Annotated in this window: 23 protein-coding genes; 22 read left to right on the forward strand and 1 reads right to left on the reverse strand. The window is 40.8% G+C overall.

Translation table 11 applies throughout. The features are described 5' to 3' along the window. From rplT to PCY17_RS07745, 17 genes are all read left to right on the forward strand, one after another. Positions 1–332 (forward strand): 50S ribosomal protein L20 (gene rplT, locus PCY17_RS07665; RefSeq protein WP_301392456.1); only part of this gene is annotated, 332 nt, incomplete at its 5' end. A gap of 172 nt (positions 333–504) precedes the next feature. Further along, entirely contained in the window at positions 505–2,169 is a 1,665-nt protein-coding gene (locus PCY17_RS07670; RefSeq protein ID WP_301392457.1) for an Hsp70 family protein, read from the forward strand. Positions 2,170–2,182: 13 nt separating this feature from the next. Then, positions 2,183–4,954, forward strand: coding sequence for a J domain-containing protein (locus PCY17_RS07675; protein ID WP_001028659.1), 2,772 nt, complete (start codon positions 2,183–2,185; stop codon positions 4,952–4,954). Between the two features lie 97 nt (positions 4,955–5,051). Continuing rightward, a complete protein-coding gene (locus PCY17_RS07680) occupies positions 5,052–5,432 on the forward strand; it encodes a VOC family protein (protein ID WP_000157144.1) in 381 nt (126 codons plus the stop codon). 246 nt (positions 5,433–5,678) lie between these two features. After that, positions 5,679–6,479 carry a dihydroorotate dehydrogenase electron transfer subunit gene (locus PCY17_RS07685; RefSeq protein ID WP_001070080.1) on the forward strand — a complete coding sequence of 267 codons (801 nt, stop codon included), beginning with the start codon at positions 5,679–5,681 and terminating at the stop codon, positions 6,477–6,479. Beyond that, on the forward strand, positions 6,442–7,428 hold the full coding sequence (locus PCY17_RS07690) for a dihydroorotate dehydrogenase (RefSeq protein ID WP_162287148.1): 987 nt from the start codon (positions 6,442–6,444) through the stop codon (positions 7,426–7,428). Before PCY17_RS07685 ends, PCY17_RS07690 begins: the two co-directional genes overlap by 38 nt. Before the next feature lie 110 nt (positions 7,429–7,538). Next, positions 7,539–9,791 carry a glucosaminidase domain-containing protein gene (locus tag PCY17_RS07695; RefSeq protein WP_301392458.1) on the forward strand — a complete coding sequence of 751 codons (2,253 nt, stop codon included), beginning with the start codon at positions 7,539–7,541 and terminating at the stop codon, positions 9,789–9,791. A gap of 168 nt (positions 9,792–9,959) precedes the next feature. Then, complete coding sequence (locus PCY17_RS07700; protein WP_000735445.1) at positions 9,960–11,003, forward strand: DNA/RNA non-specific endonuclease; 1,044 nt, start codon at positions 9,960–9,962, stop codon at positions 11,001–11,003. A gap of 94 nt (positions 11,004–11,097) precedes the next feature. Then, a complete protein-coding gene (locus PCY17_RS07705; protein ID WP_001269447.1) occupies positions 11,098–12,024 on the forward strand; it encodes an aldo/keto reductase family oxidoreductase in 927 nt (308 codons plus the stop codon). 96 nt (positions 12,025–12,120) lie between these two features. Further along, complete coding sequence (locus tag PCY17_RS07710; RefSeq protein ID WP_000141913.1) at positions 12,121–12,357, forward strand: DUF2829 domain-containing protein; 237 nt, start codon at positions 12,121–12,123, stop codon at positions 12,355–12,357. Continuing rightward, a complete protein-coding gene (locus tag PCY17_RS07715) occupies positions 12,350–13,048 on the forward strand; it encodes a 3-oxoacyl-ACP reductase (RefSeq protein ID WP_000198451.1) in 699 nt (232 codons plus the stop codon). Before PCY17_RS07710 ends, PCY17_RS07715 begins: the two co-directional genes overlap by 8 nt. Positions 13,049–13,058: 10 nt before the next feature. Further along, positions 13,059–13,559, forward strand: a complete 501-nt coding sequence (locus tag PCY17_RS07720; RefSeq protein WP_000403358.1) for an NUDIX hydrolase — start codon at positions 13,059–13,061, stop codon at positions 13,557–13,559. Continuing rightward, complete coding sequence (locus PCY17_RS07725; protein ID WP_009013483.1) at positions 13,537–14,385, forward strand: putative PEP-binding protein; 849 nt, start codon at positions 13,537–13,539, stop codon at positions 14,383–14,385. The genes PCY17_RS07720 and PCY17_RS07725 overlap by 23 nt, the downstream gene beginning before the upstream one ends. Further along, a complete protein-coding gene (locus tag PCY17_RS07730; protein ID WP_000188815.1) occupies positions 14,382–14,822 on the forward strand; it encodes an ASCH domain-containing protein in 441 nt (146 codons plus the stop codon). The genes PCY17_RS07725 and PCY17_RS07730 overlap by 4 nt, the downstream gene beginning before the upstream one ends. A 120-nt stretch (positions 14,823–14,942) precedes the next feature. Then, positions 14,943–17,489 carry a M1 family metallopeptidase gene (locus tag PCY17_RS07735; RefSeq protein ID WP_084944466.1) on the forward strand — a complete coding sequence of 849 codons (2,547 nt, stop codon included), beginning with the start codon at positions 14,943–14,945 and terminating at the stop codon, positions 17,487–17,489. Positions 17,490–17,595: 106 nt separating this feature from the next. Next, positions 17,596–18,270 carry a two-component system response regulator CiaR gene (gene ciaR, locus PCY17_RS07740; RefSeq protein WP_000590630.1) on the forward strand — a complete coding sequence of 225 codons (675 nt, stop codon included), beginning with the start codon at positions 17,596–17,598 and terminating at the stop codon, positions 18,268–18,270. Next, positions 18,260–19,597, forward strand: coding sequence for a cell wall metabolism sensor histidine kinase WalK (locus PCY17_RS07745; RefSeq protein ID WP_084944467.1), 1,338 nt, complete (start codon positions 18,260–18,262; stop codon positions 19,595–19,597). The genes ciaR and PCY17_RS07745 overlap by 11 nt, the downstream gene beginning before the upstream one ends. A 64-nt stretch (positions 19,598–19,661) precedes the next feature. On the opposite strand, the gene PCY17_RS07750 is transcribed toward PCY17_RS07745, so the two are convergent. Then, positions 19,662–19,946, reverse strand: a complete 285-nt coding sequence (locus PCY17_RS07750; RefSeq protein ID WP_001276161.1) for a DUF3270 domain-containing protein — start codon at positions 19,944–19,946, stop codon at positions 19,662–19,664. 384 nt (positions 19,947–20,330) lie between these two features. Between PCY17_RS07750 and PCY17_RS07755 the strand changes: the two genes are divergently transcribed. The 5 genes from PCY17_RS07755 (at position 20,331) to PCY17_RS07775 (ending at position 25,159) form a co-directional block, all read left to right on the forward strand. Continuing rightward, complete coding sequence (locus PCY17_RS07755; RefSeq protein ID WP_084944468.1) at positions 20,331–21,386, forward strand: ABC transporter permease; 1,056 nt, start codon at positions 20,331–20,333, stop codon at positions 21,384–21,386. A gap of 13 nt (positions 21,387–21,399) precedes the next feature. Beyond that, positions 21,400–22,080 carry an ABC transporter ATP-binding protein gene (locus PCY17_RS07760; protein ID WP_000209229.1) on the forward strand — a complete coding sequence of 227 codons (681 nt, stop codon included), beginning with the start codon at positions 21,400–21,402 and terminating at the stop codon, positions 22,078–22,080. Between the two features lie 125 nt (positions 22,081–22,205). After that, on the forward strand, positions 22,206–23,135 hold the full coding sequence (locus PCY17_RS07765) for a peptidase U32 family protein (RefSeq protein ID WP_000411182.1): 930 nt from the start codon (positions 22,206–22,208) through the stop codon (positions 23,133–23,135). 105 nt (positions 23,136–23,240) lie between these two features. Further along, entirely contained in the window at positions 23,241–23,924 is a 684-nt protein-coding gene (gene rpiA / locus PCY17_RS07770; protein ID WP_000429273.1) for a ribose-5-phosphate isomerase RpiA, read from the forward strand. A gap of 23 nt (positions 23,925–23,947) precedes the next feature. After that, positions 23,948–25,159, forward strand: coding sequence for a phosphopentomutase (locus PCY17_RS07775; protein ID WP_000033116.1), 1,212 nt, complete (start codon positions 23,948–23,950; stop codon positions 25,157–25,159).

Here is a 25,159-nt window from a genome sequence, read left to right on the forward strand (position 1 = left end):
CACGCAAACGTCGTAAACGTATTCTTAAATTAGCAAAAGGTTACTATGGAGCTAAACACATCTTGTTCCGTACTGCAAAAGAACAAGTAATGAACTCTTACTACTATGCATACCGTGACCGTCGTCAGAAAAAACGTGACTTCCGCAAATTGTGGATCACTCGTATCAACGCGGCAGCTCGTATGAATGGACTTTCATACTCACAATTGATGCATGGTTTGAAATTGGCTGAGATCGAAGTTAACCGTAAAATGCTTGCAGACTTGGCTGTTAACGATGCAGCAGCTTTCACAGCTCTTGCAGATGCAGCGAAAGCAAAACTTGGTAAATAATAACAAACTGTTTCATTCTTACTCTTGTGATTTTTACGCATGGGTAAGGTGAAACTTTTTTGTTTTCCTTAAATGATTTTCTATTTTAGAGAGTAAACCACAGATTTTTTCAAAGAAAATAGGATATTTCTTGTATAATAGGAATATCTAAAAGATTTGGAGTTAGAAGAAGATGATAGTAGGTATTGATTTAGGAACGACGAATTCTTTGGTAGGAGTTTATCAAGATGGTCAAGTCAAGCTGATCCCCAACGCTTTTGGTGAGTATTTGACGCCTTCTGTTGTAGCTTTGGATGACAATGATGAGATTATAGTTGGAAAAATCGCCAAGGAACGCTTGGTGACACACCCAGGCAAGACGGTTTCACAGTTCAAGCGTTTTATGGGGACCAAGCATGAGTTGACGCTAGGAAATCGAGCATATAAGGCTGAAGAATTAAGCTCTTTTATCATTCGAAAGTTGGTAGACGATGCAGAGACCTATCTTGGAGAAAAGGTTGAGGAAGTGATTGTCAGTGTACCAGCCTATTTCAACGATGCTCAACGCTATGCGACCAAACTAGCAGGGAAATTTGCAGGTGTTCAGATTGATCGGATTATCAATGAACCTTCCGCAGCAGCTCTTGCTAAAAGATCTATGGTAAACCAAGAAGATCAATCTTTTATTGTGGTCGATTTTGGTGGTGGTACTCTTGATATTTCAGTTGTGGAGCTTTTTGATAACATAGTCGAAATTGTGTCGATTGCAGGGGACAATCGTTTGGGAGGAGAAGACTTTACTGCGGCTATTGCTGAGGAATTTTTAGTTTCTAATCAATTCACCAAGGATACTATTTCCCGCGAATTTTATAGCAAAATTCTAGTACAGGCTGAAAAGACAAAGCTGGAACTTAATGATAAAGAAGAAGTGAAGATGACAGTGATGGACCAAGATCAGGAATACTTTTTAGACTTGAGCTACCAGCGCTTTTATGAGCTTTGTCAACCGCTGCTGGCTCGTGTTAAGGCTGTTTTAGACCGTGCCTTGATGGATGCACGCTATAGCTATGTATCATCTGATAACTTTGTTCTTGTTGGGGGGACTTCGAAACTCCGCTTGGTTCAGGACTTTTTATCCTACTGTATCAATCAAATAGTTCAGGTATCTGATGATCTTGATCGGATGATTGCGAGAGGTTGTGCCCTTTTAGCAGGAATAAAAGAACGGAAGGGTGAGATACGAGATTTGCTGCTGTCTGATATTTGTCCTTTTACACTGGGGATTGAGATAGTTGGAGATCGTTTTTCGCCGATTATTGAGCGAAATTCCACCCTACCTGCTTCACGCATTGAGCAGTATTATACTGCTGAATTGGGACAGAGTCAAGTCAAGATAAAGGTCTATCAAGGTGAGATGATGAAGGCTTCACAAAACCTCTTCTTAGGTGAATTAGAAGTTCCCGTACCTGTGAATACTCGCGAAAAAGAAAGTTTAACAGTTCGTTTTACCTATGATTTAAATGGAATTTTGGATGTTGAAGTCAAAATTGATTCCACTCAGGAAGTCTTTAGTCATGTTATTCTCCAAGATAGCATTACCTTGACAGAAAAGGAAATCAAGGCTAAGCAAGCAGAGTTGACTCGCTATAAGATCAATGCTCAAGAAACAGAGGTTTATCGTTTCTTGATTGAAAAAGCGAATCGTGTGTACAGTATGCTCTTGGGGAGAAGAAGAGATGAGCTAATGGCTGAAACTAGACGATTTGAAGAAGAGGTTAGCCAAGCATCTGTTTATCATTTGCCAAAACTTTATCAATCATTTTCAAACTATCTAGACTTCCTAGAGCGAGGACTGTAAAAGAGGAGACCTTATGAATATATGGGAAACTTTAGGGATAGAGCCAACGACTGACGTCAAGCTTATTAGAAGGCGTTATGCTGAATTGGTTCGGCTCTATCACCCAGAAGACCAACCAGAAATTTACCAAGAAATTGTTGAAGCTTACCAAAAAGCCTTGACTTATGCGAGGTCTAGAAACACAAGACCAGAAAATAGTCTTAAAAAAGCGAGTGACTCTCAAGAAGCTAGTGAACTTGAAGAAGAGGCGAATGAAAAACTTAACTCTAGTCTCAACTTTGAAAACTTGACTGAAGAAACGAAGACTGAGAACGAAGAGTCTGAAAGATCTAGTCTTGATTTCAGTGATTATCAGCAATCAACTGATAAAACCAGCGATTCCTTTAACTTTGAAACCTATAAAGCAGAAGAGGATAAGCAAAAGTCCACCCTTGACTTTAGTGACTACGATGAGGAAGTCCGGCTAAATGGAGATTCTGAAGAAAGAGCTGCGAGTCCCCTCAACTTTGAAACGTTTGGTGATGAAGAGAACCGTGGGCAAGAAGGAACAACAAGGTCTACTCTTGACTTTAGTGGTTATAATGAAGGAACCTATCTGATCCAAAATGCGATTGAAAGTATTGTTGGAAATGACGGCTATAACCAAGAGGAACAAGAGCATCTATGGCGTCAGTTCTTTCATCAGTATCAGTATGATATGGACATTGTTCAATCCGTTTTAGAGGAAATGGATGTTTATATTTTTAACAAACCGGAGCAATTCTCTATCCTCATTCCCTTGCTAGAAGACTATATACCTGACTTTAAGTACTGGGGCTATTACTATAAACTGAAGTATTGGAAAGTTAAAAGAGATATAGCAGAAGAGGAAGGCAGTTCGCTTGAAAGCGCACATGAAGCCACTGAAGAATTCTATTATTCTTATCAACTTTGCCAAGAAATTCTCCAAGATTTTAACAAAGCAAATCAATTGAGCTCTTGGATAGAGTTTTTCAAGCACCCCTATCTGAGCTTTATGGTCTTGGATCAAGTAAATCAAAATCGTCAGATAATCAAGAGTGTGCCCGTTTTAACCTATATCCTGGAAAAAAACCGACAAGTCATATTTGAAGAGGATTATCCACTCTTGGATGACTTGGTTGATTACTTAGAGCAGCTAAAAGAAGAATCCGGGGAAAATGTTGACTTTGGTCACTACTCTCTAGATGATCCAGATGAAATTGAGGCAGCATTTTATGAGTTGCTCCATGCCCGCTATCAAGACGAGTATAAACTTTTACGTGATTGGCAATATCTTTTTGAATCAGTCAAAGATCACACGCTCCTACTTGATTTGTTAGAAAAGGTGGACGTCTATCCTTTAACCAATGCGAAAGTGTTAGCCCTCGTTCTCCAATTTGTGGAGCGTTACAGTGATGAGGAATCAAATCCTTACCTGAAAAAACTCCATTTCTGGGAGAGTATCCATTCCTATCCTTCAGTTGTAGAGGAGTACGCACTAGATAAAAAAGAAAATTTTGATTACTGGTACAATGAAGGTTATCTCTATATGGATAAGCTCACTAAGAGCTATGAAGATATCAATGATTGGGAAAAGTGGAGAAGCTACTTTAAAGGAAGACCACGTATTCTAACGATTTTACTTCAACAGATCTATAAGGAGTACCATCGATTTACAGATGGCGATCTCCTGAGATATGTTTTAGCTCCTTTTCCTACTTCTAAAATGGCTCCCCAAATGATGACGGAGGAGACAGACCAGAAACTAAAAGAGATGACAGCCTATGCCTATGAACTTTGTCATCCAAAGGCCAAGTTATCTTATTTGAATTGGAAAAAAAGACAGGTCCTTAAAAACAAGTTTCTACAGATATTCTTTATCCTCTTTACGCTTGTGAGTCTGATACTCAGCGTTCTAGAGCGACCTATTTATAATTCTTGGGTCCATGCTGGTATGTTATCTCTCTTTTACGTCTATATGCTAAAATTAAGGCAAATAGCGATTGAGGAAGGAGTGACTGCTAGGGGGTTAAAACGAAAATTCTACTACAGTCCCCATCCATGGTTCCTATTCATCTTGCTATTGCTCCTCGTCCTTCCATTCTTACCGTTTGGTCTCATTGGTGCCCTCATTTTCATTACATTATTCTGTCTAATCGATGGTTTTCAGGTGAGTCAAGGGCTGAAGTGGGATTATTCTTTGGAGAAGCTGATTCCTATCGGTATCTTTCTTTCTGCTGGCTTCTTATCCGCTTTGGTAAATAGAAACCAGATCATTTCTGGAGTTGCAATGATGTACTTCCATATTTTTGCAATTCTTGTGATTTGCTTGTCTTTTACAAGATTTAGTCCTGGATTTCCACCATCTCTGAAGAAAATTTTCATACCAGCAATCTTGGGGATCCTACTCTTTCAAACGCTGCCCTATATTCACAGCCGTTTAGACATCTTTGATCCAACTATTCTACAAAATGAGACTCTAGCCATAACGGTTATTCTCTTGTTAAATGGAATCGCCTTGTCTTATTTTACAAAGGATCAAGGCTTCATGATTGGTGTGAAGAAGGTCTTTATGATTTATGGCTTGCAGATCTTTATTTTCCTAAGAAGACTGTTCCGAATCCTATTTGCACCAAATTCAGTTTTCGGTAATAACTATCATTACAGAGACTTACTACTCATGAACAGCGAATTTACCTTCTACTTCCTTGAGGGACTTTTTGTCCTTATCATGCTTTTCCTTATTCGCAATATACGCAAGGAAAATCGTAAAAGTGCTACTTAGAATGAAAGAGTAGAGAAGAGGACTCTAGTTCAAGTTTCTAGTAAATTTTCCTGAATAAAGGTATAATAGAACTATTAAAATGAAAGAGGTAATGAAAATGGCTTCAAAAATGTTACACACTTGCTTGCGAGTAGAAAACCTTGAAAAATCAATCGCCTTTTATCAAGATGCTTTTGGATTTAAAGAATTGCGTCGCAAAGATTTTCCAGATTATGCTTTCACGATTGTCTATCTAGGACTTGAGGGTGATGACTACGAGTTAGAGTTGACCTATAACTATGATCACGGTCCTTACGTGGTAGGAGATGGCTTCGCCCATATCGCCCTCAGTACACCTGACCTTGAGGGTCTACATCAAGAACATAGCGCTAAAGGCTATGAGGTGACAGCCCCTAATGGACTTCCAGGAACTCAACCAAACTATTACTTTGTCAAGGATCCTGATGGCTACAAGGTCGAAGTCATTCGTGAAAAATAACTCAGTGAAGTCAAGTAGAATGTTCGTTTTCTACTTGACTTTTTTTCTTTGAAAGAGTATACTAATACAAATTTAACCTTTAAGGGGAGTCCAGAGAGACTCACAAGGTGTCAGATAAAAGGGATAGGGAACTCTCTGCGGAGACTTTTTAGGTGTGCGCATGAGTTCTATCCTATCTCGACTGAGACCTTGCAATAGCAAGGTCTTTTCTTTATCTGGTCCCCTTAAATTTAAGGAGGAAAAGTCATGAATCCCACATGTAAGAAGCGTTTGGGTGCCATTCGTTTGGAAACCATGAAGGTGGTCGCTCAGGAGGAAATTGCGCCAGCAATCTTTGAATTAGTCCTAGAAGGAGAAATGGTTGAAGCCATGCGAGCAGGCCAATTTCTCCATCTGCGCGTGCCTGATGATGCCCATCTCTTGCGCCGTCCTATTTCAATTTCGTCTATTGACAAGGTCAAGAAGCAGTGTCATCTCATTTATCGGATAGAGGGGGCTGGGACAGCTATTTTTTCAACTTTAAGACAGGGAGATACTCTTGATGTGATGGGACCTCAGGGAAATGGTTTTGACTTGTCTGATTTAGACAATCAGAGCCAAGTTCTCCTCGTTGGTGGTGGGATTGGTGTTCCCCCCTTGCTTGAAGTGGCCAAGGAATTGCATGCGCGTGGGGTGAAAGTAGTGACAGTCCTCGGTTTTGCCAACAAGGATGCTGTGATTCTCGAAACAGAATTGACCCAATATGGTCAGGTCTTTGTAACGACAGATGATGGTTCATATGGTATCAAGGGAAATGTGTCAGTCGTCATTAATGACTTAGACAGTCAATTTGATGCTGTTTACTCATGTGGAGCGCCTGGAATGATGAAGTACATCAATCAAAAATTTTATAATCACCCAAGAGCCTATCTATCTCTAGAATCTCGTATGGCTTGTGGGATGGGGGCTTGCTATGCCTGTGTCCTAAAAGTGCCAGATAGTGAGACAATTAGTCAACGCGTCTGTGAAGATGGCCCTGTTTTCCGTACAGGAACAGTTGTATTATAAGGAGAAAGTCATGACTAACAAACGTTTACAAGTTTCTCTACCGGGATTGGATTTGAAAAATCCTATCATACCAGCATCAGGCTGTTTTGGTTTTGGTCAGGAATATTCCAAGTACTATGATTTGGACCTTTTAGGCTCTATTATGATCAAGGCAACGACTCTAGAACCCCGTTTTGGCAATCCAACTCCTAGGGTGGCAGAAACGCCTGCAGGTATGCTCAATGCAATCGGTTTGCAAAATCCAGGTTTAGAAGCTGTTTTAGCTGAAAAGTTGCCTTGGCTGGAAAGAGAGTATCCTACGCTTCCCATCATCGCCAATGTAGCAGGCTTTTCAAAACAAGAGTACGCTGCCGTTTCTCGAGGAATTTCCAAGGCAGCTAATGTAAAAGCGATTGAGCTCAACATCTCTTGTCCGAATGTGGATCACGGCAATCATGGACTTTTGATTGGGCAAGATCCGGATCTAGCTTACGAAGTGGTAAAAGCAGCTGTGGAAGCCTCTGATGTGCCAGTTTATGTTAAGTTAACCCCTAGTGTAACGGATGTTGTCTCTATTGCTAAAGCCGCAGAAGATGCAGGAGCAAGTGGCTTAACCATGATCAATACCCTTGTCGGTATGCGCTTTGACCTCAAAACTAGAAAACCAATCCTAGCCAATGGAACAGGTGGAATGTCAGGTCCAGCAGTTTTTCCAGTAGCCCTCAAACTCATCCGCCAAGTAGCTCAAACAACAGGCTTGCCCATTATTGGAATGGGGGGAGTGGATTCTGCTGAAGCAGCGCTAGAAATGTATCTGGCTGGTGCTTCTGCCATTGGGGTTGGAACAGCCAACTTTACCAATCCTTATGCCTGTCCTGATATCATCGAACATCTACCAAAAGTCATGGATAAATATGGCATTAGCAGTTTGGAAGATCTTCGTCAGGAAGTCAAAACCAGTCTGAGATAAGCTAGGTCTTCCTTATCGTCAACAAGACATAGAATCTTCATCAATTTGTAATATTTCCGTCGGTTAACTATGTTACAATAGGGATTAGAAAACGTTATTGGAGCATTTAAATGAAACGATGGAAAGTGGCCCTAGTAAGTGCTGGCTTATTGGGGTGTTTTTTTACTGTAGTGGAGACAGCAAAAGCAGAAGAGGGAACTTGGCAAGGAAAGACCTACCTCAAAGCAGACGGGAAACCAGCAACCAACCAATGGATCTATGATCAAACGCAACAGGCCTGGTTTTATTTAACAGCTGATGGAAATCGTGCTGAGAACGGCTGGTTGATAGTTGGTGGTAAGGATTACTATTTTAACGAAGCTGGGAAATTAGCTACAAAAACGTGGATTGGCCAGTACTATGTGACTGAAAGTGGTGCTAAAGCAAAGGAACAGTGGGTATTTAATCAGGAACAAGAATCCTGGTATTATCTCAAGTCTGATGGTCAGAAAGCTCAAAAAGAATGGATTCAACAAGGTAAAGAAAAATATTACCTTAAAGAAGACGGGAAAATGGCCAAAGATGAGTGGATCACTCAAGGTGAAGACCAGTACTATGTCAATTCTCAAGGGAAAATCTTAAAAAATACCTGGCTTGGCTCTCACTACCTATCTGATAAAGGAAATAAGGTAAAACATGCTTGGATCTATGATGCTAATTATAGCAGTTGGTTCTACCTTCAACAAGACGGTACCTATGCTGAAAATAGGTGGTTAACTATAGATGGGAAGGACTACCATTTTAAATCAGGCGGTTATCTTTCTACTGAACGTTGGATTGATCGCTTCTATGTTGCGAAGAGTGGAGCTAAATTGAAATCGGAATGGCTCTTTGATAAGAATTATGATGCTTGGTTTTACTTGAAAGCTGACGGAACCTATGCCGAAAAAGGCTGGGAAACGATCAAAGAAAAAGATTACCATTTCAAATCAGGCGGTTATCTTTCTACCGAGCGCTGGATAGATCGCTTCTATGTTGCGAAGAGTGGAGCTAAATTGAAATCGGAATGGCTCTTTGACAAGAATTATAACTCTTGGTTTTACTTGAAAGCTGACGGAACCTATGCTGAAAAAGGTTGGCAAACCATCAAAGGAAAGGATTACCATTTCAAATCAGGCGGCTACCTCTCTACGGAAACTTGGATTGACCGCAGTTATGTGACGAGCAGTGGAGCAAAAGCTGGCAAAGGGTGGCTCTTTGACAAGAATTATAACTCTTGGTTCTATATTAACTCTGATGGAAATTATGCCAATAAAGAATGGCTCTGGGATAATGGTTACTACTATCTCAAATCTGGTGGTTATATGGCTGCGAGTGAGTGGGTATGGTACAAGAACAATTGGTTCTACCTCAAGTCAAATGGAAAGATGGCTGAGAAAGAATTAATCTACGATTCATCCGACCAATCATGGTACTACCTTAAATCAGGCGGTTATATGGCAAAAAATGAAACTGTGGATGGTCATACTTTGGATGCTTCTGGTAGATGGCATGTTGCGGATAAAACCAAATATTACAAAGTTAAACCCATCACAGCCTATGTCTATAGTGCATCTGGAGAAATCTTGAGTTACATTAACCAAGGAAGCATTGTTTCACTGGATAGCTCGACGCGAAAAGGCGGCCGACTTGCAGTTTCGATTTCTGGCTTGTCTGGCTATATGAATCAAAGTGATTTGACAGCAGTAGATGAAGGAAGCGAGTTTATCCCTCATTATACTAGTGATGGGAAATTCCTCTACCATGAACTCTCTCCTTATACGAGTATCAAAGTAGCTCCACACACATCTGCCATGGTTATTGGTAAGAAGTACTACTCAACTGATGGAGAGCATTTTGATGGCTTTACCATTAAAAATCCTTTCCTCTATAAAAACTTGAGAGAACCAAGTAATTATAGTGCAGCTGAATTGGATAAACTGTATTCGATGATGAACTTGCAGGATAGTCCTCTTGCAGGTAAAGGAGCGACTTTCAAAGAAGCTGAGGAACGCTACGGTGTAAATGCCCTTTACTTGATGGCCCATAGTGCCCTTGAAAGTGCTTGGGGACGCAGTCAAATTGCCAGAGATAAGAACAATTTCTTTGGTATTGCTGCTTATGATACTAGCCCATATCTCTCAGCCAAGAGCTTTGATAATGTGGACAAAGGAATTCTCGGAGCGGCCAAGTGGATCCGTGAGAATTATATTGACTATGGTAGAGACCACCTTGGAAATAAAGCAACCGGAATGAATGTTCGCTATGCTTCAGATCCATACTGGGGTGAGAAGATAGCCAGCATCATGATGACTATCAACAGCAAACTTGGTTGGAAAGACTAATCAAAAGAAATCAACGGTAACTACTGAAAAAGTGGTTATCGTTTTTGTTTTGAACATTGGAGGAGAAATAGTATAATAACAGTATCTTTATTCTTGAACAATTAACAAAATGATAGTAAAATGTAAGAGGAGATATTAATCTAATTACTATATAAAAAGGAGATTTTTATGAAAAAGCTACTATCCTTCTCAATTGCCTTGCTTTCAATCACAACATTAGTTGCTTGTTCTGGACATAAGGCGGAATCAAAGGTCCCAGAAGAAAAAATTGAACAGAAGCAAATCAAGTTTGATGAGAAGTTGTTTAAAGAAGCTGGACTCTTGCCTTTTAAAAATGAGAAACAACTAGAACTTGGGGAATTGGATTCTAAATCACGCGCAACGGGTGCTCATATTCAACTTAAGGACAGCGATGAGCCAACTGAGAAGAGAGAGCCTAAGATAAGTTATAACCCGGTTGGTTGGCATAACTATAATTTTTACTATGGAGATGGTTCTAAAAAGGCTTGGTTGATGAACCGTGGTCATTTGATTGGCTACCAGTTTAGTGGATTAAACGATGAAAAGAGGAATCTGGTTCCAATGACTAACTGGCTAAATGCTGGAACTTACTATGGTACAGATAATACTAATCAAGAAAGCATGCTTTACTATGAGAATCGATTGGACTCTTGGTTGGCCAATCATCCGAACTACTATCTTGACTACAAGGTGACCCCAATCTATCAGAAGGATGAATTGATTCCGAGACAAATTGAATTGCAGTATGTGGGAATTGATGAAAACGGCAAACTCTTGGAGATCAAGTTGGGTGGTAGTAAAGAAAAGGTTGATCAGTATTCGGTGACGCATGTCGTTTTAGACAATGTTTCAGCTAATGCGGAAATCAATTACTTGGACGGTACTGCTAAAAATACAGTTGAAAACAAAGAAGAAAAAGCTAAGAAAGAAGCTGAGGAGAAAGCTAAGAAGGAAGCTGAGGAAAAAGCCAAGAAAGAGGCTGAAGAAAAAGAAGCAGCTGAAAAGAAAGCAAAAGAAGAAGAGCAGGAAAAAGCTCGCCAAGCCGCACAAGAAAAGGAAGAAAGCCAGGAATCAAACTCACAATCAACAAATTCAGGTGGCTACTTTAGAGATAAAAACGGAAGATGGCACAGACCAAATGGTAAATTCGCTTCTAAGAAAGAAATTAGAGAAGCCGGATTGCAGTGGTAGGAAGAATTTAGCAGATATACAGTCAAAAAGCCGTTGTAAAGCGGTTTTTTGTTATAATTAAATTAATAATGTAGCATTAAAGGAGAAAAACTTGATGAGATACATAACTCTTGGTCAAGATGACAAAGAATTATCAGAAATTGTTCTCGGAATGATGAGAATAAAAGATAAGTCTGTAAAAGAAGTTGAAGAGATTGTAGAAACAGCACTTTCTGTTGGAATCAATGCTTTTGACTTGGCTGATATTTATGGTCGTGGTCGTTGTGAAGAACTGTTAGGTATTGTCCTAAAAAATCGTTCAGATTTAAGAGAAAAGATGTGGATTCAGTCCAAATGTGGCATTCGCATTGAAGAATTTACCTATTTTGATTTTTCTAAGGACTATATTATAAAATCAGTTGACGGAATTTTGCAAAGATTGAAGATTGATCATCTAGATAGCTTGCTTCTTCATCGACCAGATGCTTTGATGGAATCTGACCAAGTAGCAGAAGCCTTTGATCTTCTTTATAAACAAGGTAAGGTCCGAGATTTTGGAGTTTCTAATCAAAATCCTATGATGATGGAGTTGCTTAGAAAAGATGTCAAGCAGCCGTTAGCTGTTAATCAACTACAATTGAGTGCGGCTTTTACTCCAGGATTCGAATCAGGTTTTCATGTTAATATGGAAGATAGTCAAGCAACGATGCGAGATGGCAGCGTTTTTGAATATTGCAAATTACACGATGTGGTCATTCAAGCATGGTCTGTCTTACAATTCGGGTATTTTAAAGGGAACTTTGTTGGTAATGAGAAATTTCAAGCTTTGAATCAAGTACTTGATCGTCTAGCTTTAAAATATGGAGTAACCCCTTCAACTATTGCCATTTCTTGGATATTGCGTTATCCAGCAAAAATGCAGGCAGTCGTAGGTACAACAAATCCTAAGCATTTGAGAGAAGTTAGCCAAGCGGCAAACTTTAGCTTAACAAGAAAAGAATGGTATGAAATTTATCTTGCAGCAGGGAATAATTTGCCGTAAGTAGAAGCAGATTTAAATAAATCACAGTCAAAAAGCCGTTGGAAAACGGTTTTTTGTTATAATTAAACTAAGAATGTAGCATTAAAGGAGAACAACATGACTTTTGAAGAAATTCTGCCTGGATTAAAGGCTAAGAAAAAATATGTACGAACTGGTTGGGGAGGGGCTGAAAACTATGTGCAGCTTTTTGACACCATCGAGCAAAATGGGGTTGCACTTGAAGTGACGCCCTATTTCCTAATCAACGTTTCTGGAGAAGGGGAAGGCTTTTCCATGTGGAGTCCGACGCCTTGTGATGTTTTGGCGACGGATTGGGTAGAAGTCCATGACTAGACGTGTACTCATTACAGGTGTGAGTTCAGGGATTGGACTGGCTCAAGCTCGCCATTTTTTAGAGAATGGCTATCAAGTTTATGGTGTAGATCAAGGAGAAAATCCAGTTTTAGATGGTGATTTCTACTTTTTACAGAGGGATTTGACATTAGATTTGAAACCTGTTTTTGACTGGTGCCCTCAGGTGGATGTTTTGTGCAATACTGCTGGAGTTTTGGATGACTATAAACCTTTACTAGAACAATCTGCCCAGGAAATCCAAGAGATTTTTGAAATTAACTATGTGACTCCAGTTGAGATGACACGACATTATTTGACGCAAATGCTGGAAAGTAAAAAGGGAATCATCATCAATATGTGCTCCATCGCTTCGAGCCTAGCAGGTGGTGGTGGTCATGCCTATACCTCGTCTAAGCACGCCTTAGCTGGCTTTACCAAGCAGTTGGCTCTAGACTATGCTGAAGCTGGGATTCAGGTCTTTGGGATTGCTCCTGGTGCTGTCAAGACAGCTATGACTGCTGCCGACTTTGAACCCGGTGGATTAGCTGACTGGGTAGCCAGTGAAACACCTATCAAACGCTGGATTGAGCCAAGTGAAATTGCAGAAGTCAGCTTATTCTTAGCTAGCGGTCACGCATCTGCCATGCAAGGACAAATCTTGACTGTGGATGGTGGCTGGTCTTTGAAGTAGGAGGAGTTGGATGGAAATCAAAAAACACTTTGGAGTATATGGTATTTGCTTTGAAAATGGGAAGTTACTCTGCGTTGAAAAAACGAGAGGCCCTTATCAACATCGTTATGATCTACCTGGTGGTAGTCAGCAACTTGGTGAAGGACTGACGGAAACTCTGATTAGAGAAGTTATGGAAGAGACTGGATATAAGCTAAAGGGTTACGCTAATCCTAGGATTTATGATGTGCTGGTTCAAGAAGAAGGGCAAGACTTTGCAGTACACCATATCATGGCATTTTATGATATTGAGGTAAACGAGAAGGAAGCTCAAGTTACGATTTCGGAAGCTGTGTCTGATGGTGCGAATGATTCACTTAGATATGTTTGGATGGATATTCAAAAAATCACAGAAGAAAATGCGTCGCCATTAGTCTTGAAGGTTAAGTCTGAATTATTAGGATTTCCGGAACTGGACAAGACTTCCTACATGAATTGGAAGGTGAATGATGAGAAAGCAACTTGCTCTTAGTGGCGAACAAATTGTTGCAAAAGTTTACCCACAACTATTGCATCATGTTGGCATAATTCGTGGAGAATACTTACTGAGAGAGCTTAATCAAAACATCCTATTAGCAAGTTGTCAGCAATTTGTAAAAGATTATCTAGACACCATTTGCTCCTTGTACTCAGATGAAGAGGTTTGGTATCGTTTTTCAGAGTTAACAAATACAGAAGCTAATTGTTTAGAGGGGACTAAAGAGCATTTTGATGAAAATCATCCCTTGTTTGGTTATAGAGGAACTAGGCGCTTGCTGGCGTGTCCTGATGAATTTCAGGCTGAGACACATGTCGTTACAGAAATTTATCAAACCAATCCCAATCTGTCTGTTATCTTTCCTTTTGTCAATGATGCTAAGCAGTTAAAGCAAGCTATTAGAGTATTACGTCAGCATGGTTTTACTGGAAAAGTCGGCACAATGATTGAATTACCGTCAGCTTATTTTGACTTGGACAGAATAATAGAAACTGGTATTTCAAAGATTATAGTTGGAATGAATGATTTGACTTCTTTTGTTTTTGCGACTGTGAGAAACAGTCAATGGCATGATATGGAAAGTCCCATTATGTTAGATATGCTGAGACAAATGCAGGAAAAATCAAATACTAAAAAGATTGACTTTGCTGTAGCAGGCTATCTGAATCTTTCTTTCATACAAAAAATGAATCAGATGGGGATTGAGTGTATTATCCACTACAGCTCTATTCCAGAGATTTTTAATTTAGGGATTGATCATCCAGACCATCTCAAACGTGTAAAAGAAGAAAGTAAAAAATTACAAAGGAGCAACCCATGACACCGCAAGAAATGTGGAATGCGTATAAGCAAATTAACCCCTCGATTGGAGATGAGATAGATGCCTGGGCTTTTGGAGTGGAAGCCGATACCTTGGCAGATTTGGTACTAAGAGGCGAAAAGACAGCAACTGCCTCAGCCTACGATCTTTACGCAGTAGAGGACGAATCTCTTCCACAAGAAGGGACCTTCGATGTCATTTTAGACAGTCAAAATCAGGCTGTCTGCATTGTCGAAATTACCAAGGTTTCCGTTCAGCCCTTTCATCAAGTTTCTGCTGACCATGCCTACAAGGAAGGTGAGGGAGACAAATCTTTAGCCTATTGGCGTCAGGTTCATGAGGAATTCTTCACGGAGTGGCTGGAGGAAGCGGGCTTGACTTTTACACCTGACAGCAAGGTCGTTTTGGAAGAATTTCGCAAGGTCTACCCACTCTAGACTGCAGAAGGAAGAAAGTTTTGGAAATTACCGTCCAATCCTTTTTTCTAAAGCAAAACATGATATAATAAGTTTGTTTGAAGAAGAGTAAAACTCTTAAACTTAGAATAGGAGAAAACTATGCAAGCAGTTGAACATTTTATTACCCAATTTGTTCCTGAACATTATGATTTATTTTTAGACTTGAGTCGTGAGACCAAGACCTTTTCTGGGAAGGTGACCATTACTGGTCAAGCACAGAGTGACCGTATTTCCCTTCACCAAAAGGACTTGGAAATCACTTCTGTAGAAGTTGCGGGTCAAGCTCGTCCATTTACAGTTGACCATGACAATGAAGCCCTTCATATCGAATTGGCTGAGGCTGGTCAAGTTGAATTGGTCATTGCTTTTTCAGGAAAAATTACAGACAACATGACAGGGATTTACCCTTCTTATTACACAGTTGATGGAGTCAAGAAGGAAGTCTTGTCCACTCAGTTTGAAAGCCATTTTGCGCGCGAAGCCTTCCCATGTGTGGATGAGCCAGAAGCAAAAGCGACTTTTGACCTCGCTCTACGTTTTGACCAAGCAGAAGGTGAAGTTGCCTTGTCGAACATGCCAGAAATCGATGTTGAAAACCGCAAGCAAACAGGCATCTGGAAGTTTGAGACAACACCTCGTATGTCTTCTTACTTGTTAGCCTTTGTAGCAGGTGATTTGCAAGGGGTGACCGCTAAAACTAAAAACGGTACCCTCGTAGGTGTCTACTCAACCAAAGCTCACCCACTATCTAACCTTGATTTCTCACTGGACATCGCCGTTCGCTCGATCGAGTTTTACGAAGATTACTACGGAGTTAAGTATCCAATCCCTCAATCACTTCACATCGCCCTGCCTGACTTCTCAGCTGGTGCTATGGAAAACTGGGGTCTAGTGACTTATCGTGAAGTTTACTTGGTTGTGGATGAGAACTCAACCTTTGCTAGTCGACAACAAGTTGCCCTTGTTGTGGCACATGAGTTGGCTCACCAATGGTTTGGTAACCTCGTGACTATGAAATGGTGGGATGATCTTTGGCTTAATGAAAGCTTCGCAAACATGATGGAATACGTCTGTGTGGATGCCATCGAGCCAAGTTGGAATATCTTTGAAGATTTCCAAACAGGTGGAGTACCTCTCGCTCTTGAACGTGATGCGACGGATGGTGTTCAGTCTGTTCATGTTGAAGTTAAACACCCAGACGAAATCAATACCCTCTTTGATGGCGCTATCGTCTATGCCAAAGGAAGCCGTCTCATGCACATGCTTCGTCGTTGGCTCGGCGATGCTGATTTCGCTAAAGGTTTGCATGCCTACTTTGAAAAGCACCAGTACAGTAACACCATCGGTCGTGACCTATGGAATGCCCTTGGTCAAGCATCAGGTCGTGATGTTGCAGCCTTCATGGATTCTTGGTTGGAACAACCTGGTTATCCAGTTCTCACTGTCAAAGTTGAAAATGATGTCTTGAAGATTTCACAAAAACAATTCTTTATCGGTGAGCACGAAGACAAGAACCGTCTCTGGGTTGTGCCACTGAACAGCAACTGGAAAGGCTTGCCAGATACACTCGAAACTGAAAGTATCGAAATCCCTGGCTACGCAGCTCTTCTTGCTGAAAATGAAGGGGCTCTTCGTCTCAACACTGAAAATACTGCCCACTATATTACCGACTATCAAGGAGACTTGTTAGAAGCTGTTCTTGCTGAGCTAGAGACACTTGATAACACAAGCAAACTGCAAATTGTTCAAGAACGTCGTTTGTTGGCTGAGGCAGGGCACATTTCTTATGCAGACTTGCTTCCAGTCCTTGATAAACTTGCTAAGGAAGAGTCTTATCTGGTGGTTTCAGCTGTTTCTCAAGTGATTTCTGCCCTTGAGCGCTTTATCGATGAAGGAACAGAAACTGAGAAAGCCTTTAACCGTCTGGTTGCAAAATTAGCTCGTCATAACTATGACCGTCTTGGTTTTGAAGCCAAAGACGGAGAATCAGATGAGGATGAATTGGTTCGTCAGTTGGCTGTTTCTATGATGATTCGCTCCAATGATGCAGAAGCTAGTCAAGTCGCTAGCCAAATCTTTGCAGCTCACAAGGAAAATCTTGCAGGACTTCCTGCAGCCGTCCGAGCTCAAGTTCTCATCAATGAAATGAAACACCATGAGACCAAGGACTTGGTCGCAACTTATCTGGACCTCTACACTCATGCGACGGATGCGGTCTTCAAACGTCAGCTGTCAGCGGCTCTTGCCTACAGTACAGATGCTGACAATATCCAAACCTTGATTAGTTCATGGAAGGATAAATTTGTGGTCAAACCACAAGACTTGTCTGCTTGGTATTACCAGTTCCTTGCTCATCAAACAACTCAGGAAACTGTTTGGGTATGGGCGCGTGAAAACTGGGATTGGATCAAGGCGGCTCTTGGTGGAGACATGAGCTTTGATAGCTTTGTTATCCTTCCTGCTCATGTGTTTAAGACAGAGCAACGCTTGGCGGAATACAAGGAATTCTTTGAGCCCCAACTCTCTGACCTCGCTCTTAGCCGTAATATTGGTATGGGAATCAAGGAAATTGCAGCGCGTGTTGACTTGATTAAGCGTGAGAAAGCAGCAGTTGAAGCTGTTGTAGCCCAATATGCTAAAGCTTAATTCGTTTATGTAAACAAAAACTCAACTTTCTATCTGAAAACGAGAGAGAGTTGAGTTTTTTTTAAGGCAATTTTGGTATAATAATCATAACAAGGAGGAGTTTCTGATGATAAAAATCTTATTAGTAGAAGATGACCTAGGCCTGTCAAACTCAGTATTTGACTTTTTAGATGATTTTGCAGATGTCATGCAGGTTTTTGATGGAGAAGAAGGTCTCTACGAAGCTGAGAGTGGCGTCTATGACTTGATTTTGCTTGACCTGATGTTGCCTGAAAAAAATGGTTTCCAAGTTCTGAAAGAATTGCGTGAAAAAGGAATCACGACACCAGTCCTTATCATGACTGCAAAAGAGAGTTTGGATGACAAGGGACATGGTTTTGAGTTGGGAGCGGATGACTACCTCACCAAGCCTTTCTACCTAGAAGAACTCAAAATGCGGATCCAAGCCCTTCTCAAACGTTCAGGTAAGTTTAACGAAAACACCTTGACCTATGGAGATATTGTCGTCAACCTTTCAACGAATGAAGTGAAGGTGGAAGATACTCCTGTGGAACTACTCGGAAAAGAGTTTGAGTTATTGGTTTACTTCCTTCAAAATCAAAATGTTATTCTTCCCAAGACGCAAATTTTTGACCGTCTATGGGGGTTTGATAGCGATACAACGATTTCCGTTGTAGAAGTCTATGTCTCAAAAGTTCGTAAGAAATTGAAGGGAACAGCCTTTGCTGAGAATCTTCAAACCTTGCGTAGTGTCGGGTATATTTTAAAAGATGTTCAATAAACTAAAAAAAACATGGTATGCAGATGATTTCAGCTATTTCATTCGAAACTTTGGAGTGTTCACCCTGATCTTCTCTGCTATGACCTTGATTATCCTCCAGGTCATGCACTCGAGTCTCTACACTTCTGTTGATGAAAAACTCCAAGCCCTTAGTAGCAGTCCCCAAGCGGTTATCCAGCTAGCCTTGAATCGGGCAACTGAAGAGGTCAAGGATATTCAACCAGCAACAGCGGATGCCAACAAGGCTGAAATCAAACCCAATGTTAGCTCAAATACAGAAGTTTTACTTTTTGACAAGGATTTTAACCAACTCTTATTAGGGAACCGTTTTTTAGGCTTGGATAAGATCAAGCTGGACAAGAAAGAGTTAAATCATATTCGGCAAATCCAAGTTGTCAATAGCTACGGTCAGGAAGAAACCTACCGAATGATCTTGATGGAAACCAATTCTTCCTCCGTATCAAGCAATGTCAAATATGCGGCGGTTTTAATCAATACCAGCCAGCTCGAGCAAATCAGCCAAAACCACGAGCATTTAATTGTTGTAGTCATGGCTAGTTTCTGGCTCCTATCTTTAATTGCCAGTGTTTACTTGGCACGTGTCAGTGTCAAACCCTTGCTGGAAAGCATGCAAAAGCAGAAGTCCTTTGTTGAAAATGCCAGCCATGAACTGAGAACGCCTTTGGCTGTTTTACAAAATCGGTTAGAGAATCTCTTTCGAAAACCAGAGGCAACAATCATGGAATCCAGCGAAAGTATTGCTTCTAGCCTTGAAGAAGTTCGCAACATGCGCTTCCTCACGACCAATCTTCTCAACCTTGCACGTCGCGATGATGGAATTAAACCAGAAATAGCAGAAGTATCACCACTGTTCTTTAAGACGACCTTTGCTAACTATGAGTTGATTGCTTCTGAAAATGATCGTATTTTTGAGTATGAAAATCGGATTTATCGTCCCTTCATGACCGATCAGTTGCTCCTAAAACAGCTCATGACCATCTTGTTTGACAATGCCATCAAGTATACCGAAGAAGATGGGAAAATTGAGTTCGTAGTTCATGCTACAGATCGCCACCTCTATCTAACAGTAACGGATAACGGAATTGGGATCTCAGCTGCCGATAAGAAGAAAATCTTTGACCGCTTTTATCGTGTAGACAAGGCGAGAACCCGTCAGAAAGGCGGTTTTGGTCTAGGACTATCTTTGGCCAAGCAGATCGTAGATGCCTTACGAGGAACGATTAGCGTAAAAGATAACAAACCTAGAGGAACAATTTTTGAAGTTAAGATCGCTATTCAATCTCCTTCAAAACGTAAGAATAAATAAAAAAGACAGTTATATAACTGTCTTTTTTGATAACTAGAAAAGAGGTTGGTAGAAGTACCAACCTTTATTTTGAAAATTTTCGTTTCATTATCTTTCGTTGAAGTTGTAAAAGTGCGAAGCTTGTTGCCATAGCAGCGATAAAGGACAAAGCTGTATTTAATTTTAAGGCTAAAAAGATAAAACTAAAAAGTGCCATAAAAATACAGAAACAAGCGATATTTACAAAAAATAAAATCTCTTTTAGGTTAGGGCCGACTGGGGCTTCAGGTGTGTAATCTTGGTAAAGCGGAGTTTGTTTCGATTCGGGAGCTTGTTCAAACTCATAAGCTTCTAGTTTTCTTGCGGACATGATTCTCTCCTTAACAGTACATAACTATTTTATCATTTTTTATGCAGAGAATTATTACAGGATTGTTACAAAACTACTAAAGTCTCTTATCATTCTCTAAGTCGCTCTCTTGACACCTACAAGGGAAAATGGTAGCATGGATGTTACACTTAAAACAGATGACCTAACCTTCTCTATTATAAATATACTGAGAAAGGAAAGGATAACTTATATAAATTGATAGCAAGCTGAGGCTTTTTCCTAAAATAATTTGTTGAGTTGCTACCTGGATACTTTTGAAGAGTATTGGTAGGAGTTGTTTTGAATGGATGATAAGACAGAGATTCTGTCTATTGGACTGGGTGGCATTCTTGCTACCTCTGGGAAATGTTAAAGGAGATAAGCATGTATCTTGCTATCAAAGAAATAGTACGAAACAAACTTCGGTATAGTTTGATTCTAACTACCATTTTTCTTATCGCTTTTATGGTCTTTTTTATGACCAGTCTAGCTCTTGGTCTTGTGCGAAACAACCGAGCAGCTATTGATAATTGGCAAGCGACGGGTGTCGTTTTATCCGACTACGCAAATGATAATTTGACGGCATCCTTTATTCCTGAAAAGGATTACAAGGATAAGAGTTCTGAAGAGGCTGCTCCATTGGGCTATATGTTCGCTGTGACCAATCTAGTCGATGGTAGTGAAAAGGTCAATGTTTCCATTTTTGCTCAAGACTGGGACTCTTTTATCTCTCCTAGTTTGACGGAGGGTCGTTATCCTGAAAGAGATGATGAGGTTGTCGTGGATCAGTCTTTTGAGAACTATGGGATGAAGCTAGGTGATGCCATTCAGCTCAATGGAAGCGAGACAAGTTACAAGATTGTAGGCCTGACTCAAGGAAATAAGTTTTTCACTGAGCCTGTTGTCTTTACGAGTCTGACAACTTATTGGACCTTACAAGGAACCTTGAAAGCCAATCGTTCCATCTCTGCCTTGGTATTGAAAAATGATATAGAAGTGGTCGGGGATGGACTGAAGCAGATTTCCATTCTAAAAATGATATCAAAAATTCCTGGTTACACACCTCAGGTTAATGTATTTTCAGGGATGATTCTTGCTATGATTGTTATCACTGGCTTGATTGTGGGGATTTTTGTTTATATCATTACCATCCAAAAACTAGGACTTTATGGAATAATGCGAGCTCAGGGAATACAGATCAAAACCATTGTATGGTCTCTATTCTGTCAAATCTTCCTCCTAGCTGGTATGGGGATTGCGTTAGCCTTGCTGGCAATCGGAGGAGTCATTTTAGTCTTACCAGCTACCTTCTTTTTCTATCCAAGTTGGATAGCCTACTCTGTCCTAAGCTTGGTAATTTGCTTGATGGCCCTTCTAGGTGGTGTCATTTCACTTCCACGCTTGCTAAAGGTGGACCCGATTACTGCGATTGCAGAGTGATAAGGAGAATAGTATGACAACATTGATAGAAATGAATCAAGTGACAAAAACTTACGGGGAAGGAAAGATGAAAGTCGTAGCCCTGCATGAGACGAATTTTCAGCTAAATGCGGGAGAGTTCGTAGCTATCGTTGGGCCCTCTGGCTCTGGAAAGACGACCTTTCTAACAACTCTAGGACAACTTCAGGAAGCATCGAGTGGAAAGATTCTAGTCAAAGGGAAGGAAACAGGCAGTTTGACGGAGAAGGAAAAAACAGATCTCCGTTTTAGAGAGTTTGGTTTCATTCTCCAGGCTTCAAACTTAATTCCTTTTCTAACGGTCAAGGAACAGCTGGATTTGATTGACAGACTGGATAAGGGGGAAAATAGTAAAAGTGACCGAAAAGATCTCTTTGAGTTGTTGGATTTGGAAAAAGTAAAAGATCAGTATCCCAAAGCTCTATCGGGTGGTGAACGTCAACGTGCCGCGATTGCTAGAGCGCTTTATAACAATCCAAGCATTGTGCTTGCAGATGAGCCGACAGCCAGTCTAGACACCGAGCGTGCCTACCAAGTAACGGAGATGTTGGCTGCCATTGCTCATGAACAAGGTAGAGGAGTTGTTATGATTACGCACGATACTCGTCTTCTTGATAAGGTTGATCGTATTTATGTCATGAACGATGGCCATCTAGTTGAAGAAACACATGCATAAAATAGAGTGAATGGTACAAGTTACTGTTCACTTTTTTGATTGGAAAAGATAGAAACAAGTTTAACTTTTTATGAAACTCTCAGTACCCATAGCTGATTATTGAGAAATGTGGTATAATTTTTCTTATGGAAAAGATTATCATTACAGCAACTGCTGAAAGTATTGAACAAGTTGAACAGTTACTAGAAGCTGGCGTAGACCGTATCTACGTTGGTGAGAAAGATTTTGGACTTCGTCTGCCAACAACCTTTAGCTATGAAGAGTTACGCACCATCGCTCAGTTGGTTCATGAAGCAGGTAAGGAATTGATCGTTGCGGTTAATGCCCTCATGCACCAAGATATGATGGACCGTATTAAGCCTTTCCTAGACTTCTTGGAAGAAATCAAGACAGACTATATTACTGTTGGGGATGCAGGTGTCTTTTACGTTGTCAATCGCGATGGTTATTCATTTAAGACCATCTACGATGCTTCAACCATGGTGACAAGCAGTCGTCAGATTAACTTCTGGGGTCAAAAGGCTGGCGCATCTGAGGCGGTTTTGGCGCGTGAAATTCCATCTGCTGAGCTCTTCAAGATGCCTGAGATTTTGGAAATTCCTGCTGAAGTGTTGGTTTACGGAGCTAGTGTCATTCACCATTCTAAACGTCCACTCTTGCAAAACTACTATAACTTTACGCATATCGATGATGAAAAGACACGTAAACGTGACCTCTTCTTGGCAGAGCCGAGTGACCCAGAAAGCCATTATTCTATCTTTGAAGACAATCATGGTACCCACATCTTTGCAAATAACGACCTTGATTTGATGACCAAATTGACAGAATTAGTAGAACATGGTTTCACTCACTGGAAGCTAGAGGGGCTCTACACACCTGGTCAGAATTTTGTAGAAATTGCTAAACTCTTTATCCAAGCACGTAGCTTGATCCAAGAGGGGAATTTCAGCCATGACCAAGCCTTCTTGTTAGATGAGGAAGTGCGCAAGTTACATCCTAAAAACCGTTTCCTGGACACAGGATTCTATGATTACGATCCTGACATGGTTAAATAGGACACCAAAACCCGAAATAAAAATGTTCGGGTTTTTCCAGTGTATCCATGAAATAAAAACGGATACATGTTATAATAAAAATAGCTCTTTAATGGAGGTGTTTGAGTGGAAAATCTGAAGAAAATGGCAGGTATCAAGGCTGCTGAGTTTGTCAAGGATGGCATGGTAGTCGGACTTGGAACGGGCTCTACTGCCTACTATTTCGTAGAAGAAATCGGTCGTCGGATTAAGGAAGAAGGTTTGCAGATTACTGCTGTAACGACTTCCAGTGTGACCAGTAAACAGGCTGAAGGTCTTAACATCCCTCTCAAGTCGATTGATCAAGTAGACTTTGTCGATGTGACGGTTGATGGGGCGGATGAAGTAGATAGCCAGTTTAACGGAATCAAAGGCGGTGGTGGTGCCCTTCTGATGGAGAAGGTTGTCGCAACGCCCTCAAAAGAATACATTTGGGTGGTAGATGAAAGCAAACTGGTAGAGAAACTAGGTGCTTTTAAATTGCCTGTAGAAGTGGTTCAGTATGGTGCAGAACAGGTCTTTCGTCGGTTTAAGCGAGCTGGCTACAAACCAAGTTTCCGTGAAAAAGACGGCCAACGTTTTGTGACCGATATGCAGAACTTTATCATTGATCTAGCCTTGGATGTCATTGAAGATCCAATTGCTTTCGGGAAAGAATTGGACCATGTCGTTGGTGTCGTAGAGCACGGCTTGTTCAACCAAATGGTGGATAAGGTCATCGTAGCGGGACGAGATGGTGTTCAGATTTTAACTTCAACAAAAGCAAACTAATCAACATAATAAGGAGACAGACTATGTCAAAATTTAATCGTATTCACTTGGTGGTACTGGATTCTGTGGGAATCGGTGCTGCACCAGATGCCAATAACTTTGTCAATGCAGGGGTTCCAGATGGAGCTTCTGACACACTAGGACACATTTCCAAAACAGTTGGTTTGAATGTGCCAAACATGGCTAAAATCGGTCTAGGAAATATTCCTCGCGAAACTCCTCTAAAGACTGTACCAGCTGAAAGCAATCCAACAGGATATGCAACAAAATTGGAAGAAGTTTCCCTTGGTAAGGATACAATGACTGGTCACTGGGAAATCATGGGACTCAACATTACCGAGCCTTTCGATACTTTCTGGAACGGATTCCCAGAAGAAATCTTGACAAAGATCGAAGAATTTTCAGGACGCAAGGTCATTCGTGAAGCCAACAAACCTTACTCAGGAACAGCTGTTATCGATGATTTTGGACCACGTCAAATGGAAACTGGGGAGTTGATTATCTATACTTCAGCTGATCCTGTTTTGCAGATTGCTGCCCACGAAGACATTATTCCTTTGGATGAATTGTACCGTATCTGTGAATACGCTCGTTCAATTACACTTGAACGTCCTGCCCTTCTAGGCCGTATCATTGCTCGTCCGTATGTTGGTGAACCAGGTAACTTCACTCGTACGGCAAATCGTCGAGACTTAGCCGTTTCTCCATTTGCACCAACTGTTTTGGATAAATTGAACGAAGCTGGCATCGATACGTACGCTGTTGGTAAAATAAACGATATCTTTAACGGTGCGGGTATTAACCATGACATGGGCCACAACAAGTCAAACAGCCACGGAATTGACACATTATTGAAGACCATGGGACTTGCTGAGTTTGAAGAAGGATTCTCTTTCACAAACTTAGTTGACTTTGATGCCCTTTATGGCCACCGTCGCAATGCTCATGGCTACCGTGATTGCTTGCATGAGTTTGATGAACGCTTGCCTGAAATTATCGCTGCCATGAGAGAGAATGACCTTCTTTTGATTACTGCTGACCATGGAAATGACCCAACCTATGCAGGAACAGACCACACTCGTGAATATATCCCATTGTTGGCTTATAGCCCTGCCTTTAAAGGAAATGGTGTCATTCCGGTTGGACATTTTGCAGATATCTCAGCGACAGTTGCGGATAACTTTGGTGTTGAAACTGCCATGATTGGGGAAAGTTTCTTAGATAAATTGGTGTAA

This window comes from Streptococcus sp. SO2, from assembly GCF_030440025.1.